Here is a 16,511-nt window from a genome sequence, read left to right on the forward strand (position 1 = left end):
TCACATTATTTCAGATCAATCTCATGGTTCATCTTATAATTCTTTTTCAAAAATACGGGGCAATCCCATTCACAAACAAGGTCCTTAGCCAAGGAAACAATCCAGTCCTTTGTAACATGATACTTTTTTCCATCAACAGTAATAAACACTTCACCATCTGTCACATAGAAAACTTCCTGTTCTTCTACATGCCACGTTCCTTTATTCGGTTCACCTACCCATGGTTCCCATGTGTTAGCACCTAGTTTCTCTGCTTCTTCTGCTGTAATTTTTTTCGCAAAAAACATGATGATATCCCTCTCTCTTATTGGTAATTTTGATGGAATACGTTCCTATAAATCTACTGTTTTAACATTGGTATCTGTATTAATATTGGTAGCTTTTAAACGTTTAAACTCTTTTCTCATAAAGTATATAGCAATGAGAATACCTGGAATTTCTGCAGCAGGACCTGCATACCATACACCTTCCACACCCCAGAATTTCGGGAAAATAAATAGAAATGGGAACAAGAACAAAAACATTTTGCTAACACTAATAAACGTTGCGATCCAATTTCTCTCTTGTGATTCGAAATAACCGGAGATAAGTAAACTGACTGCATTAAGCATAAATAAAGAATTGAATACAACTGTCGTCCAAATGCCCAGTTTCTGCAATTCAGGATTACCACCGGAGAAAAATGACACAATTGGATCTGCAAAAATGATTAGTATGGCTGTCACAATAACAAAGAAGGAAACTGTAAAAATGAGCCCCATCTTAATTGCTTGCTTAACACGATCAAGATTTCCCGCACCGTAATTATAACTAATAATTGGTTGAAGTCCTGTCATCCCACCGAGCGCTGCTAAGGCGAGCAAATTTGTAATATAACCGTTTTGAATCGTAAAAGCGGCAACGTGCAGCCCACCACCGTAGCTTTGTAGTAAGTTGTTGAAGATAATAATGGCAAAAAACATCATAAACTGACTCGAGAAAGATGCAAATCCCGTCCAAGCTACTTCACCAATCGTCTTGAAATTAATCATCATATCTTTCATTTTCGGCTTAAGTTTTGTTTTACCAAACCAGAAATAAAAGATTAGGAGAACAGGGATCGATTGCGAAATCGTATTGGCCCATGAAGAACCCATCATCCCCATGTCATACTTCGTTACCATAATCCATTCTGTAAACCCAGCAACAACTGCTGCGACTAACCAACTGTTCATTGATAATCCAGGTTTTTCATCAATATTAGTCAAAATACTTAATACCACGGCCAATATCGTTAATGGCAATGAAATCCATAGCAGTCGGCTATATTGCACCGCATACGGAAGCGCTTCATCACTTGCTCCAAATAGAATCATAATGTCAGTTTCAAAAGCCAATCCAAGTATAGCTAACAAAGAAGAAAGGAAAAGAGTAAACCATAAAGTTTGTCCCATAATACTTCTAGCTTCTTCTAGCTTTCCTTTTCCCAGTCGAAGTGAAATGACTGCTCCGGCTCCCACACCCAAAAGAACACCGATCATACGGGTAATAACCATGACAGTAAATCCAATTCCTATCCCTTCGATTTCCAGCTCCTGAAAGCCACTGACGAAATAGCCATCGATAACCGATACAACTCCTAGAATTACATTGGCCATAATCCCTGCCAAAGCAAACCGTAAATATAGTAACGGAATACTTTTGGTTCCAAGCACTGAATCATCTATCGGCTTATTCATTCCTTCCGGCTTCTCTAATTTCGATGACGGACCGTTGTCCACTATTTTCATGAGCATATCCCCTTACAAATAATTTATATAGCAAGTTAAGCTCAATTAATTCACATACCAACCTACAGGCTTGGCATGCTGGTGGATATTGATTTGCTTCGTTTCCATAAAGTGCTCCAGTCCGGCAACACCTAAAGCCCTACCGATTCCACTTTGCTTATATCCGCCCCAAGGACCTTCAACATAAGCAAGATGATAACTATTAATCCAAGTAATTCCCGCACGCAATTTACTAATAACACGTTTTGCTCGGTCCATATCTTCAGTAAATACAGCACCGGCTAATCCATAAATGGAATCATTCGCTTTTTGGATCGCATCTTCCTCATCTTTAAATTTCTGTACAACAAGGACTGGTCCAAAAATCTCTTCCTTAACAATACGCATATCTGCATTTACATCAGCAAAGATTGTTGGTGCAATGAAAAATCCTCGATCAAGCCCATTTTCTATTAAGCGATTACCACCACAAACTAATCTTGCACCTTCTTCGACTCCGCTATTGATATACTGTAAAACTTCATTCATATGAGTCTCGTTTGTTAGGGGCCCCATTTCAATGGTCTCGCTTTCCCCGTTTCCAACTACAATTTTGTTCGCACGCTCGGCCAACCGTTCAACAAACTTATCGTAAATGGTCTCTTGTACAAGCAAACGGGATGCAGCTGAACAAACTTGCCCAGCGTTGTGGAAAATACCAAACATCGCATTATCAACTGCAGTTTCAAAATCCACATCGTCGAACACAATAAGTGGAGATTTACCACCAAGTTCAAGTGTGATTTTTTTCATATTACCCGCAGCTGTGCGCATAATACTTTGACCTGTTTTTGTTCCACCAGTAAAGGCAACTTTGTCAACATCGTGGCTCTCTGCAAGCTCATTTCCAACCTTTGAGCCAGGTCCTAATACTAGATTTGCTACTCCGTCCGGAAGTCCAACCTCTTCGATGATTTCAAATAATTTGAATACGCTTACAGGAGTGACGTCGGCAGGCTTAATTACAATTGTATTTCCTGCGGCAAGTGCAGGAGCAATTTGCCAAACAGCTAGCATAAGTGGGAAGTTCCAAGGTACAATCAGTCCACAAACACCAATTGGTTCATGAATAATCACTGTTTCCGAAGAATCCTCGCGAGTGTAAGATTCCTTTTTCATACCTTTAATCAAGTCAGCATAATAACGGAAGCATTGAATCGATACCGGAATATCCACAAAGGTCGTTGCTCGAATAACTTTACCGTTATTTTCCGTTTCCAAACGTGCAATTTCAGCTGTCTTCTCTTCAAGACGGTCTGCAATCTTATATAGATAATCAGCTCTTTCATCAGCCGATAAATCTGACCAAATTCCGCTGTCAAACGCTTTACGAGCCACCTTGATTGCTATCTTCGCATCACCCGCCGATCCATGAGCAGAAGTTGCCATAACCTCTCCGGTTGCAGGGTTAATAATGTTTCGTCTATCACCGGATAATGCTTCTACCCATTTCCCGTCAATGAACATGTTAATTTCCATATAGCTCTCTCCTTTACGCAATAATATCAACTAGTTTGAAACCAATATGCGCTATATTGACCAACATCGTTTTCTGATTATAGAATGGGAATGATTTGAGTCGTTCCTTTTCAAATCGATATCCACCTGCACTCCCTGTAACAATCCATTGTGCCAATAACTTACCAAACAATGTCGAGAGAGACGCGCCATGGCCCGTATAACCCGTTGCGAAATATGCGCCTTCTTTGGATCTACCGATAACCGGGAACGTATCAATTGTCACACCGATAAATCCACCCCACCTGTAATCAATCTTGCTTCCTTCTAGTTTTGGCATTATTTTAACCATGGCATCGTAAACACTTTGATAAACAGCATCGCCTAAGTTTGGACGAATATCGCCACCGCCAAATACGATTCGATTATCTGGTGTGCGCCTGAAATAGTAAAGGAAACTGCTTGTATCAAAAACCATGCGATCATTAGGAATGACGGTATTCAAAAGTGTTTCTGGAAGCTGTTCAGTAGCAATAATACGTGCTGAAATTGGCAGTACGCCTTTATTCAATTCAGCCATAATTTTCCCGGAGTAACCATCTGTAGCAACAATAATGTCTTTCGCTGTAACAGCACCTTTTTCTGTAACAACTTTCACACTATTCCGGCCATATTCAATAGATAGTGCTTTCGAATGCTCAAAGATTTTTGCACCTATCGATTTAGCTGCTTCTCCCAAACCAATTGCATAGTTCAGTGGTTGGAACGAGTAGCTCGAGTCGTCGACTAAGCAACCATAATATTGCGGGGAATCAATTTCTTGATGCAACTGACTTCGATTAAGCACGCTACATTCATATCCAAAATTTTTGTTTAAGTATTCACTTTCAAGTTTCAATCCTTCAAAATGCTTGGCTTTGTAAGCCGCCACAATATGACCTGTCTTTCTAAAGTTACAGTGGATTTGATGCTCATCGATGATGTTTTTAACTAGTTCAACACTAAGCAGCGAAAGATCGTTAAGTTGTCTCGCCTCTTTAGCACCATACTTCTTAGCAAGCTCCTGCATCGTTGGCTTATAGCCCGGCAATACCATCCCACCGTTACGACCACTTGCGCCATACCCAATTGTTTCCTGCTCAAGGACAATGACACTCTTCCCTAACTTTTGCAAATGATATGCAGAAGAAAGACCTGTGAAGCCTGCGCCAATAATGACAACATCCGCCTCTTTATTTCCTTCAAGAGGTTTTCCTTTGTCATATCTGTTTGCAGTCGCTGTCCACAATGAGAGAGTATCCATTCGATCCATCTTATCCATAGCTAATCCTTCTCCTTTCGTGACATGTGTGTTACAATACAGTCAAAAATATTCAAAATATTCACACTTATTGAATTAATAATATGACTTGGAGTTCCCTCCAAGTCAATAGCCATTTGAGAGTTTTTTGAATTCATTTTGCGAAAAAAGTGGAGTAACTCCACTTTTTTCATCAGGGGGTACATCTATGAAGATTGGTACATTTGCGAAGCTTTTTCACGTTACAACCGATACAGTTCGTTATTACATTGAACTAGGATTATTAATACCAGATAAAAAAAACACCCAGTATCAAATGAACCAATTGTGTTTCGACGACATGACTTTTATTACTGAGCTAAAAAAATTTCATTTTTCATTGATAGAAATCCAACGAATTTTATCATATCGACGTGTCACAAACTTCTCGGACCATGAGGATATCGACTACTACAACAACTTACTCACTGATAAAAAGAACGAGCTGAACAATAAAAAAGAAGACATATCAAAAGCGATTCATTTGATTGAAAAAGCGGTTCAAACTAGCTCATCTTCACCTAAAGAAGAGAAGGTTACAGGGATTCCGCTTGACTTTGTAAATCTGCTCTATTGCCCAAAGTGCCGCATTCCACTTGAAATGGAAGATGTAACGATAAAAAAAGTCTACATTCACACGGGGAATTTAACTTGCACTTGTGGATACGAGGCAGCTATAGAGGACGGTATTATCATTACCGCAAACTTGTACGAAACGTCTCCTTATCCATCATATTTTTACGATAAAGAAACGATTAAAGAAATCAATCCCAAAATGATTAACTTATTTGAAAAAAGTAATTTTCAATTTCAAAAAGTTCTACAAAATATAGATTTGACAAACAAATTAATTGTGGAAACAAACATTGACGCTTTTGTATCACTACCAAAATATATTGATACTCTTGAAACGAGCGCATCCTATGTATTCAGTGGCTATTCGCTCGCAATGCTCAAGAAGGTTAGAAATAGAATTGAGCGTATGAATCCGAAGCCACGCGTCCTTTATATTTTGAATTCCGATTTAAATCTACCATTAAAACCGCTTAGCATCGATGTTTTTGTGGATAGTTTTACAATAACTGATTTTTCACTGCTCAACTCAGAGTTCCCAAGTCACGTTCTAAAAAACTATTTACATAGCAGTTCAACAATTGTCGGTGGATACTCGTATTATGATAGCTCGGCCAAATCCTTGAAAAATATTTCAGCCTTATATCCAAATTCCCATGAGCATATTTTACATCCAAAATACTTAGAAGAAAATCTATCAGTTAACGGATTTCAAATCATGCAAAATGAAAATATTGGTTACTGTACAGATCCAGGACCTTATTTCGATTATCATGTAAGAGACGAAAAATTCCACATGCTCATGTATTTGGCTAGTACGAAACAATAGCACAAAAAAGCGCCATCACAAGTGACGGCGCTTTTTCTATGTAAGAGCTACTAGAAGGTATCCTTCTAGCCTACTCCCATTTGTAAGTCCAAAATTGTTCAAGTTGCAGCCATTTTAATGTTGCTGCATCTTTGTTTTTTATTTTTGCATGCGTTTCTTCTAGCATCGCTTCTGTTTGTGAACGATGCGCGCCTAGTGCAGCTAATTTATGTTCAAATACTTCACTAATATTATTTACAACATCCGGCTCACCGAGTACTGCTTCGCGATTTCTCGTAATCGCAACCGCATGAATGGCTGGACGTTCTTCTTTTGGCATACGTGATACAGCGCGAACGACAGCGCGGCCAAATGCATCATGATCTGGATGTACGCCGTGTTCTGGATAAAATGTAATAATTCGAGATGGATTTACTTCTTGAATGATCGCTTCGATTTTATCAGCAACGAAATCAACATCTTCAAATTCTAACGTTTTATCATGGAAACCGAGCATTCTTAAATCTTGAATCCCCATCGCTTCACATGCATCTTTTAATTCTTTTTCACGGATATTTGGAATCGTTTCACGGTTAGCAAACACGTTTTTCCCCATGTTACGTCCCATTTGTCCTAAAGTACCACACGCATACGTTACAGGTACTCCTTGATCTGTTAATAAGCGAATTGTTCCTCCCGCAGCAAATGCTTCATCATCTGGATGCGGAAATACAACAAGTACATGTCTCTCCATAAGTTTCCCTCCTTCTTACTTAAATGGCGTTAAGCTTAATTCAAGTGCAACTGCTAAGCGGCCTTGATTATCATGCCCTGCGAGTAATAAACGCTCTTTATCGTCTACTTCCCAGTGCGTAATACCTTCAGCATATACCCAGCCATGATCCATTTTCAAACCAACTCGGTATGGGTTTGTTCCAGTTATTTTCCCGCGCTCAAAGCGAATAATTGCATTTCGAATGAATGCTCCAACTGTCATCATCTTTTCATTAAAGTGTGACGCATACGCTCCGTTCGTCGTTTCTAAATGAATATATACATCTTTATTTACAAAACGTTCAATTTCATTTTGAATAAGAGAACTATCTTTTACTATTTCCATCGGAATTCACCTCTTTAAACCATTTTACGCAAAAATAATGTAAATTGCTATCTCTATATTAGAGGACAACGCTCACTTTTCCTAATAATTTGCACTGTGTTTTTTATATTTTTTATATCATATGTAAAAAACATATTTTTTCCTTCACTTTGTTAAATAGTTTTCTTTCTTTTTTGAATTTGCTACAATATAAATTATGCAGAGGGATGCATGTTTACAATTGAATACATACTTTAAAGAAGGTGACACGATTGGAACAATCAGCACATGAAGTAGCAAATTGGCAATATTATTTTGCAATTGCCGTATTTTTAGTCACGTACGGATTTATTATTTCTGAGAAATTGAATCGTGCTGTAATCGCACTATTCGGTGCTGCTATTATGATTATTTTTGGAATTGTAGATTTACATACTGCTTTCACATCACATATTCAATGGGAAACAATCACCCTTTTAATTGGTATGATGATTCTCGTGCATATTACGAGTCAATCAGGCGTATTTGAATTTGTAGCCATTAAAGCAGCAAAAGCAGCTGGCGGAAAACCAATCCGCATTTTATTATTGCTATCCCTATTAACTGCTGTCGGTTCAGCATTTTTGGACAACGTAACAACCGTATTATTAATCGTACCTGTTACTCTATCTATTACACGTATTTTAAAAGTAAACCCTGTTCCTTATTTAATTTCAGAAGTACTATTTTCAAATATAGGCGGAACAGCAACATTAATCGGTGACCCGCCGAACATTATGATTGGATCAGCAAATAAGCATTTAGATTTTAATGCCTTTTTACTAAACTTAGCTCCAATCGTAATTATTATTTCTATCGTTACACTTGGCATTATTTACTTCATGTATCGTAACAAACTAAAAACAACACCTGAGCAAATCGAAAAACTAATGGCATTAAATGAAAAAGATTATATTAAAGATCAAAGCCTCCTTTTAAAATCCATTTCGATTTTAGGACTAACTATTTTAGGCTTTGTACTTCATTCTATTATTCATGTAGATGCTGCCGTAATTGCGATGACAGGCGCTACACTTCTTATGCTAATCGGTGTGAAAGAGCATGATATTGAAGATGTATTTGCCCACGTTGAATGGGTAACCATTTCTTTCTTCGCCGGATTGTTCGTTCTCGTTGGCGGGTTAATTGATATCGGACTTATTTCCTCACTCGCAAAAGAGGTAATCGACGTAACAAACGGTGATATCGGTTTCGCTGCGATACTTATTTTATGGGTATCTGGCATCGCATCTGCGACAATTGACAATATCCCATTTGTCGCAACGATGATCCCACTTATTCAAGATTTAGCTACAGGACTCGGACTATCTGTCGATTCCCCGCAAATCGAAGTACTATGGTGGGCGTTATCACTTGGCGCTTGCTTAGGAGGAAACGGAACGTTAATCGGCGCATCAGCAAACGTAGTCGTTGCTGGTATTGCAAAACGTGAAGGACATGGGTTCTCTTATATGGACTTCTTAAAAATCGGTTTCCCCTTAACGATCATTGCGCTATTGTTATCACATGCTTACATTTATTTACGTTACTTAATGTAAAAGTTGTATTATATGAAATTATACCTTCAAACAAAAAAGGTATGCAGCACTACGCCGCATACCTTTTTTCATCACCAAAATATACCTATAATTGCTAATCCACCTAAAATCATACCACCAATTTGTCCGACGATTGCCGGTGATAATTGAACACCTTTCCTCACTTCAACAACCGGTCTTTCGTGCCTTAGTTGTTGTACTTCACTTTGAAGTTGATGTACACTTCCGTGTAATTCTTTAATTAGTTCTTTTAATTCAGCGACCTCTTCATTTACTGGTTTTGTTTTTTCTAAATTCATTTTGCATAACTCCTTATAAATTCAATCAGTTCACTGTAAAATTTCGCCAATTATCATTATTTCTCCTGCATACCATATATTCAACAATTCTATTTTTTATAGTTTCTTTTCACACCTAAAAAACATATCTTCATTAAAATTTGGCAGGTGTACCTTGGTGAAAATACATTTGCCACCTTCCTTCTCTAAATTTCCAAATTGAACTACGTAACGAGTGTTGATTATTTATTTCATTGAATATTCGATAAGTAGTTAATACTACATCTTTGGATAAAGGATGTACTTCAAAATCACTTAAAGTCATTTTTACCACGCCTATTCCATTTTTATCGATATCCTCATTTTTATATAAAACTTTACCAGAACTCCCAAACTCAAAAAAATCATCTGCAAGTATCTTTTTAAGCTCTTTTTGAGATGTGCGAACCTCTGGCTTAAGTAATCGTTCCTCTAGCTGATATAAACACTCTCTTAATGGAGAGAAACCTTCCATTAGTACACCCCTCCCTTCTGATCATCTGAATATTAGATTTTCCTCACCACACTATACAATTATTCTGTATGTTTTTACTAGTTTTGCAGCTCTATCCATTCATCCCTCAATATCCCCATAATCATACGATCAAAACACTTCCCATCTCGCTGAACTGCTTCTCTCATACATCCTTCCATCTGAAAACCCATCTTTTTATACAGTGTAATAGCTGCCTTATTATAAGAAATAACATCGAGTCCGATGCGATGTAAATTCATTTCATAGAAAGCATACTTTAGAATAAGATGCATCGCTTCTCTCCCATACCCTTTTCCTCTATCATTTGCATCCCCTATTCCAATTGCTAATAAACCTGTTCTGTTATTCCACTCTATGCCATGAATCGCCACAAAACCAATTAAACGATCATCTTGAACTGTTCTTAACATGAAAGAAACACTATTCGATCTCCGTCCCTTTAATAGTCCATCACTTGCTATTTCTTGTAACGATTGTGGGAATGCCAAATCTGTATCTACATTTCTTAAATATTCACTATCCTCTTGCCACATAGCCATTACTTCAGCATCTTTTTCTCTAATAGCTGATAATTTAATAGTTTTATTTTGAAAAAGATTCATTGTCATCTAAAACTCCCCCTTTTTAAATAGCGGGGATAATAATTCTAGCCTATTTATCCCCATTTTCCATATACTCTTGTATGAACGGGATACTTACAATAAGCGCTGATATTGGCACATCTCCTCTACATTAAATTAACTTCATTGTATAATTTTTCATTTATTCTAACAATAAAAAAAGACCCTCAAAATTTAGAGGATCTTCCTAACAACGAATCGATATTATTTCGTAAACATTTTCTCTGCTTCATCCATTGCCATTTTGTTACCTAAAGCAGAATAGTCAAGCCATGGTTGGTCATTTATAATGTATACGTGCTTGCCTTTAACAGCTTTTAAGTCTTTCCAAATTGGTGTTTCTTGAAGTTGTTTAAATGCTGCTTTTGCTTTATCGTCTCTATTTACAACAACGAAAATCGCATCTGCATCAAAGTCAGGTAATACTTCTTGTGAAATGACTTCGTAAGGACGGTTTCCATCAATTTTCTCCACACCATTTGCAGGTTGTAATCCTAAGTCTTGGAACAAAATTGGTCCCATCGGTCTTTTCGTACTAAATACACGTAATTCTTTTGCAGTCACGCGAATTGCCATTGTTTTTTCGTTATTACCTAGCTCTTTATCTATTAAACTTTTCACTCGTTTTGATTGTTCTTCATAGTCTTGAATATATTTATCCGCTTCTTTCTCACGGTTTACAAGTTTACCTACTTCTTTTAAATGATCTCTCCACGTACCTTCATCTAAATTGAAAGAATGTGTTGTTGCAATTTTTTCGTATTTCGCTAAATCTTTGCCAGCATATTTTTCATCAACATAAATTTCTGTTGGCTTTAATTGAAGTAACGCTTCCATGTTTGGATCTGTTGCAACGCCAAGTTTCTTCGTATCTTTCAGTTGCTCTTTTGCGTGCGGTAAGAAATCTTTTAAATCTCCACCAATAACAGAACCTACTGGTGTAATTCCTAATGCAAGTAAATCATTCGTTAAATGAATAGACATTGAAGCAATTTGGGGGTCATTATTTTTGTCAGTTTTTTTAGTTGCCTCTTCATTAGGTTTCGTTTGACCACATGCTGCTAATACTAACATACACATAATGCTAAATAAAATGGAAAGTTTCTTTTTCATATGTTCTCCTCTTTGAAGTATTTATTTTGTTTTTGTAAGTAAATAAAGAAAATACGGTGCTCCTAAAGCCGCTACTACTACGCCAGCCGGAATAGAGTTTGGCTCGAATACAGAACGACCTATCGTATCTGCGAGTACTAAAATAATCATTCCAATAATGCCAGCTAGCGGTAGGAAGTGCTGATATGTACTACCTACTAACTTCCTTGCAATATGCGGAGAAACTAAGCCGATAAAGCCAATTCCCCCTGCCATTGATACACTTGCACAAGACAACCCTACCGCTGTAGCTAAAAGTAGTAACCGTTCTTTTTGAACAGAAACACCAAGTCCTGCCGCTACACTATCACCTAATGACAATGCGTTTAACGTTTTTGATTTTAGCCATGCATACGGGGTTAGTATCAAAATCCAAGGTAATAATGCTAGAACATGAATCCAATCTCTTCCCCACACATTACCAACTAGCCACCTAGAAGCGAACGTATACGTCTCATCATTTAACTTGAGCGAGAAAAATAACGAAAGTGCACTAAAACCAGCTGAAACTGCAATACCAACAAGAATGAGTCTAATGGGAAGTAAACCTTTTGACCGATCACTCGCAAGCAAAACAATAAGAAATGCAGCTAACACTCCTCCGCCAAATGTAAATAACGGTATTAAAACCGATGCACTCTCGTTAATAGAATGAAAGAGAGTAACAAATACAATAAGCCCGAAAGATGCACCCGAATGTAATCCGAGAATACCAGGATCTGCGAGTGCATTACGAGATAACCCTTGCAAAATCGCACCGGAAACCCCAAGGCCAATACCTGCTAACATTGTAATAATTATTCTTGGCATACGATAATCGTACAGCACGGTTGCACTCTCAAAATCACCATAACCAAAAAGCGTTTGAATCACTTTGAGCGGTGCAATGCTCAGCGTACCTGTATTTAAACTAATCAAAATTACAGCGATACTTATACATCCGAAAATTGTAGTTACAGTAATAGCTCTCTTTTTATCCGTGTTAAAAAGATTCGTCACTTATAGCTCACTCCCAACTTTACGTGCTATATAGAGGAAGAACGGAACTCCAACAAGAGCTACCATAATTCCTATCGCAAGTTCTTTAGGAGGATTTACTGTTCTTGCCCCTAAATCAGCTAACACCAATAACATAGCTCCTAATAATGCTGACATAGGAATAATAAGCCGATAATTAACACCTACTAATTTTCTAGCGATGTGCGGAATGACAAGTCCTACAAATCCAATGGAACCAACAGCTGAAACAGACACACCTGCAAGAATGACTACTATAATTATCCCAAGTATTCTTGTACGGTTCGTTTTCACACCTAAATTCGTAGCAATATCATCCCCCATTGATATGAGTGAAATAGATCGCCCTAGCACTGTCGCAAAAACAATCGTTATGAGAATAATAGGCACTAAAAATTTCAAGTGTTCCCACTTCACCCCCGCAACACCACCAGCAAACCAAAACGCTAAATCTTGGCTTAAATCATAATAAATTGCAATACCTGAACTTAATGAGTGTAAAAGCGCTGCCATAACTGCTCCTGCAATTGTTAACCTCATCGGTGTTAATCCGCCTGATGTTGCTGATCCAATAATAAAAATGAGTACGGTACTTAAAACTGCTCCAATAAAGGAAACAATCATTAAGTAGGAATACGGCATATGCGGGAAAAAAGCAAAACTAAGTGCTACTACAAACATCGCACCTGCATTTATTCCGAGCACCCCTGCATCAGCTAAAGGATTTCGTGTTACTCCTTGCATTACAGCCCCAGCGACTGCAAAAGCTGCTCCTACAACTGCCGCACCAATTACCCTCGGAAGCCTTAATTCATAAATAATTTGATGCTGCGTTAATTTCGGATTATAATCAAAAACCGCTGCCCACACCGTTTGCAAATGAATATCCTTTGCCCCGAATGCAATAGCTAAAAATATAGATCCGATTAAACATAAAATTGTTAAGCTCATGAAACATATGAACTTAATATGTATCCAGCGATTATTGCCAGCATGTACAGTAGACTTATGTAACATGTTTCATTTCATCCTTTATATTCAGTTGTTTTTTATAATCATTTTTTATTTATAATTATTACTGATAATAATTATCATTTTCATTTAGATATTATATCCCCACTTTTTTTAAATAGCAAACTATTTTTTTACTTTGTTAAAATATGAAAAACACTTATTACAATCTCGTTCCAAAACTTACAAATACATGCAAAATAGAATACTGTTATATTTTTGAAATTGTAGTATACTTAGTCATTATTTTGATTTTTCTAATAAAAAATTTGAAGGTGACACAATGTTTTATGTAAAACAACTACTCTATTTCACTTACGAACAAGCATTATCTTGCTTATTCCCAGTCGTTATTTTTTTAACACTAGCCCTTTCAAAAATCATTTTGATTCCAGGGTTATACCGGTATGATTTCATACTCATCGTATGTCTTCTGATGCAATGGATTATGTACAAGACAGGTCTTGAAACAAAAGACGAACTAAAAGTAATTACTGTCTTCCATCTCATCGGCCTTTTACTAGAAATATATAAAGTACATTTCGGTTCATGGAGTTATCCTGAAGAGGCATATTCGAAGATTTTTGGAGTTCCACTTTACAGCGGTTTTATGTACGCAAGTGTCGCAAGTTACATATGCCAAGCTTGGAGAAGATTACATTTACAAATGCATCATTGGCCGAGGGCTATTTTTGCCGTGCCATTAGGAGCTATGATTTACTTCAATTTTTTCACACACCATTTTCTATACGATTTTAGATGGGTATTAACTTTACTTTTATTCATTGTATTCTCTCGAACTTTTGTGGAGTTTTCCTTACAAGGAGTTACATATAAAATGCCGCTCGTTCTCTCATTTTTCCTAATCGGATTCTTTATTTGGATTGCGGAAAACATCGCTACCTTCTTCGGAGCATGGCAATATCCAAATCAACGTGAAGCGTGGAATCTCGTTCACTTAAGCAAAATTAGCTCCTGGTTCTTACTCGTTGTTATTAGCATTATGATTGTTGCACAACTCAAACATTTGAAGGAGTCGAAAAGGTGATACTGCTTATGTAAAAAAATTAAAAAACAACTTATCTTCCCTACTTGTCCAATAAAAAAGAAATCCACTCTGCAAAAACAGTTAGCCCATCACTCATTAGAGAGTGATGGGCCTTTTTTAATAATATTTTTTAAACCGTCCTCATAAAGTGAAACTTTAATCAGTGGGGGTTTTGTTCATCCCCACTGATTATTAGTTGAACCAATCGGACTTTTACGGGCAGTTGATCCCCCACCTAACTTCTTTGCTTTCGCTGAATTTTCAGGTGGGGATTTTACTGCCCGTTAATGCGGGATCAAAGGCATTATAGGTTCATCATAATTTACAACAGCATAAGCAGTTGCACATTATGAACCACTGCTAGCAGAAGAGGTTGCTGCAGAGGAAGCCGCAATCGTTGCCATCATAGCTGCCTGTTGTGCTTGTATGAGGACTTCTATCATAGTTTGTAAACCTGTGTTGGTAGCTTTACTTTCCTCACCTTTCTGACTTACGAACAGTTGAATAGCAATAAGAATATTCGTATCTGTATGCCAACGGAATAATTTCTCCCCCTGCAATTTTTCAATCAACGCTTTAATAGAATGAATCTCTTTTTCTCCATCCTCAAGTAACGCTAGTAGCCCGATAGCTGGATAATGCATCTGTTTCACTTTTACCTTTTCTTGTTTTAACAAATTCCATATGTTTGTGCATGTTGCAACTAACATTTCTTCACGGACATCCTTCTTTAGCGAGAGGATATGACTTAAAAACTGAAGATCATTCCCTTTACGCAAACCAGCTTTCGCTAGTTTCTGATAAAGACGTTCTACTCGGTCCATAAGTGTTTCTACATTCTCTGATTGTCCTGCTAGTAAAACCGCGAGCGGATAATCATTTGTACCAGTAAGAAAAAGATGATCCTCTTTCATGCGTTTATATACTTGCATCGAACGTTGAATGTGCGTGCCATGCTGTTCATTTTCTTCTGTTAAAAGCACAGCTGCTGCGAGATAGGTAAATATACTTCGGCTAAAACCACCAGCGACCAATTGTTCATATAAATCTAAAAAATTCCGAAAAGCTTCCTTGTAATCTGTAAAGTGAATATCTAAAGTTGCGGCCACTACAAAGCGATGATAAGACTTTAAGTATGAAAACATCCCTACCTGATTCTTAATATAACTACTAATTTCTAAAAAACGTCTGAGATCAAACAATTTATCACTACTTGCATACATAGCAGCAATCATCATTCCTGTTCGAGAATCACTCGTTTTCCATTTTAGTTCTCCCTTTAACTGTGCATATGTATGTGTGTATTGCTCCAACTTTTGTTCCAATGTAATCATAGTATTCCCCCATTTTCTAGTTCCTCTCTTTTATTATACGTATATTCCATATTTAGGAATACCCTATTTCATACAGATTTTGCAACCTTATACTTTCTTCTGTATTATTTTCAATATTTTTCTATTAAGTAATACAAAAAAATAATAACTACCATAAAATTTAGGATGCTTCTTTATCCTAATAGGTTGGTTTTCTTTCCTTCTTCATCAGCATCACGATGATTAGCGTTCATAATCCTTCAAGAAGTTCAACAACAAAAAAGGATAGATAATAAATTATCTACCCTTTTTTGTCTATATATTATTTAACATTACCAAAGACTAAAGAGCCTTAATAATACGTTCCATCGCCTTCATTTGCCCAATATGGTCTGCTTCATGATAAAGCATCATACCGTAAAGCTCTCCAACTGTTTCCAACCCTAAAAATAGCTCTGGAAGTTTATTTTCAAATGCTTCTGCTGGAATTTCGTTAATACGTTTTGCTTGTTCTTTTAATTGGGCCGTTAACACTTCTAACGATGGTCCTTCTGCTTTCCATTTAGATGGTCTTGATCCATATCCAAACATATCTGGATATTCCGTTGGTAATTGTTTAAACTCTCTTCCGAACATGAATGTTTCCGCTGCTGTTAACACGTGACCAATGTGCCAACGAATTGTATTGTTAAAGCCATCCGGCTGCGTATCCGCAGTTTTATCATCTAATGTTTCCATAAATTTAAGTAATGCCCCGCGCGTTATTTCAAATTGTTTTAAGCCAACTAGTCTATTCATTTTATCGTTCCCCTTCTTGATGTACTATTTATTATGAACTAAGAATGTTAAACTTA

16 protein-coding genes and 1 pseudogene are annotated in these 16,511 nt (G+C 37.1%); 3 read left to right on the plus strand and 14 right to left on the minus strand.

Going from position 1 to position 16,511, the window contains the following annotated elements; all coding sequences use genetic code 11:
- Positions 1-5 precede the first annotated feature (5 nt).
- From BAQ49_RS25515 to BAQ49_RS25530, 4 genes are read right to left on the minus strand one after another with little or no spacing between them, the layout of a single operon-like run.
- Positions 6-287 carry a cupin domain-containing protein gene (locus tag BAQ49_RS25515; RefSeq protein ID WP_071747556.1) on the minus strand — a complete coding sequence of 94 codons (282 nt, stop codon included), beginning with the start codon at positions 285-287 and terminating at the stop codon, positions 6-8.
- A 45-nt stretch (positions 288-332) separates the two neighbouring features.
- Entirely contained in the window at positions 333-1,769 is a 1,437-nt protein-coding gene (locus BAQ49_RS25520; protein WP_071747557.1) for an MATE family efflux transporter, read from the minus strand.
- A 45-nt stretch (positions 1,770-1,814) separates the two neighbouring features.
- Positions 1,815-3,287, minus strand: coding sequence for an aldehyde dehydrogenase family protein (locus BAQ49_RS25525; protein WP_071747558.1), 1,473 nt, complete (start codon positions 3,285-3,287; stop codon positions 1,815-1,817).
- Between the two features lie 13 nt (positions 3,288-3,300).
- The gene (locus BAQ49_RS25530) at positions 3,301-4,587 is read right to left on the minus strand and encodes an NAD(P)/FAD-dependent oxidoreductase (RefSeq protein ID WP_071747559.1); all 1,287 of its coding nucleotides are present in this window, start codon (positions 4,585-4,587) and stop codon (positions 3,301-3,303) included.
- Positions 4,588-4,774: 187 nt separating this feature from the next.
- On the opposite strand from BAQ49_RS25530, the gene BAQ49_RS25535 reads away from it, so the two are divergent.
- Positions 4,775-6,007, plus strand: coding sequence for a MerR family transcriptional regulator (locus tag BAQ49_RS25535; RefSeq protein ID WP_071747560.1), 1,233 nt, complete (start codon positions 4,775-4,777; stop codon positions 6,005-6,007).
- A gap of 70 nt (positions 6,008-6,077) precedes the next feature.
- Here BAQ49_RS25535 and bshB2 read toward each other — a convergent pair whose 3' ends face one another.
- Together bshB2 and BAQ49_RS25545 are read right to left on the minus strand one after the other, a co-directional pair.
- Complete coding sequence (gene bshB2, locus BAQ49_RS25540; RefSeq protein ID WP_000439465.1) at positions 6,078-6,740, minus strand: bacillithiol biosynthesis deacetylase BshB2; 663 nt, start codon at positions 6,738-6,740, stop codon at positions 6,078-6,080.
- 15 nt (positions 6,741-6,755) lie between these two features.
- The gene (locus BAQ49_RS25545; RefSeq protein WP_000407039.1) at positions 6,756-7,106 is read right to left on the minus strand and encodes a YojF family protein; all 351 of its coding nucleotides are present in this window, start codon (positions 7,104-7,106) and stop codon (positions 6,756-6,758) included.
- A gap of 251 nt (positions 7,107-7,357) precedes the next feature.
- Between BAQ49_RS25545 and BAQ49_RS25550 the strand changes: the two genes are divergently transcribed.
- Positions 7,358-8,683 (plus strand): ArsB/NhaD family transporter, encoded by a 1,326-nt coding sequence (locus BAQ49_RS25550; RefSeq protein WP_071747561.1) that lies wholly within the window; start codon positions 7,358-7,360, stop codon positions 8,681-8,683.
- 71 nt (positions 8,684-8,754) lie between these two features.
- On the opposite strand, the gene BAQ49_RS25555 is transcribed toward BAQ49_RS25550, so the two are convergent.
- The 6 genes from BAQ49_RS25555 to BAQ49_RS25580 all read right to left on the minus strand — a co-directional run bounded on the left by BAQ49_RS25555 (position 8,755) and on the right by BAQ49_RS25580 (position 13,302).
- Positions 8,755-8,982, minus strand: a complete 228-nt coding sequence (locus BAQ49_RS25555; protein WP_071747562.1) for a coiled-coil domain-containing protein — start codon at positions 8,980-8,982, stop codon at positions 8,755-8,757.
- A gap of 133 nt (positions 8,983-9,115) precedes the next feature.
- Positions 9,116-9,475 (minus strand): nuclear transport factor 2 family protein, encoded by a 360-nt coding sequence (locus BAQ49_RS25560; RefSeq protein ID WP_071747563.1) that lies wholly within the window; start codon positions 9,473-9,475, stop codon positions 9,116-9,118.
- A 77-nt stretch (positions 9,476-9,552) separates the two neighbouring features.
- A complete protein-coding gene (locus BAQ49_RS25565) occupies positions 9,553-10,104 on the minus strand; it encodes a GNAT family N-acetyltransferase (RefSeq protein ID WP_071747564.1) in 552 nt (183 codons plus the stop codon).
- Between the two features lie 216 nt (positions 10,105-10,320).
- Positions 10,321-11,229 carry an iron-hydroxamate ABC transporter substrate-binding protein gene (locus BAQ49_RS25570; RefSeq protein WP_071747565.1) on the minus strand — a complete coding sequence of 303 codons (909 nt, stop codon included), beginning with the start codon at positions 11,227-11,229 and terminating at the stop codon, positions 10,321-10,323.
- 21 nt (positions 11,230-11,250) lie between these two features.
- A complete protein-coding gene (locus BAQ49_RS25575) occupies positions 11,251-12,267 on the minus strand; it encodes a FecCD family ABC transporter permease (protein ID WP_071747566.1) in 1,017 nt (338 codons plus the stop codon).
- A complete protein-coding gene (locus BAQ49_RS25580) occupies positions 12,268-13,302 on the minus strand; it encodes a FecCD family ABC transporter permease (protein WP_071747567.1) in 1,035 nt (344 codons plus the stop codon). It abuts the gene before it with no gap.
- A 277-nt stretch (positions 13,303-13,579) separates the two neighbouring features.
- Between BAQ49_RS25580 and BAQ49_RS25585 the strand changes: the two genes are divergently transcribed.
- The gene (locus BAQ49_RS25585) at positions 13,580-14,344 is read left to right on the plus strand and encodes a DUF817 domain-containing protein (RefSeq protein WP_071747568.1); all 765 of its coding nucleotides are present in this window, start codon (positions 13,580-13,582) and stop codon (positions 14,342-14,344) included.
- A gap of 347 nt (positions 14,345-14,691) precedes the next feature.
- On the opposite strand, the pseudogene BAQ49_RS25590 reads toward BAQ49_RS25585, so the two are convergent.
- Both BAQ49_RS25590 and BAQ49_RS25595 read right to left on the minus strand, forming a co-directional pair.
- A pseudogene (locus tag BAQ49_RS25590) lies at positions 14,692-15,728 on the minus strand (DUF4003 domain-containing protein).
- Between the two features lie 271 nt (positions 15,729-15,999).
- Positions 16,000-16,455: a DinB family protein gene (locus tag BAQ49_RS25595; protein WP_071747570.1), complete on the minus strand. Its 456-nt coding sequence runs from the start codon at positions 16,453-16,455 to the stop codon at positions 16,000-16,002.
- Positions 16,456-16,511 lie beyond the last annotated feature (56 nt).

Source organism: Bacillus proteolyticus, assembly GCF_001884065.1.
Taxonomy (GTDB): Bacteria; Bacillota; Bacilli; order Bacillales; family Bacillaceae_G; genus Bacillus_A; species Bacillus_A proteolyticus.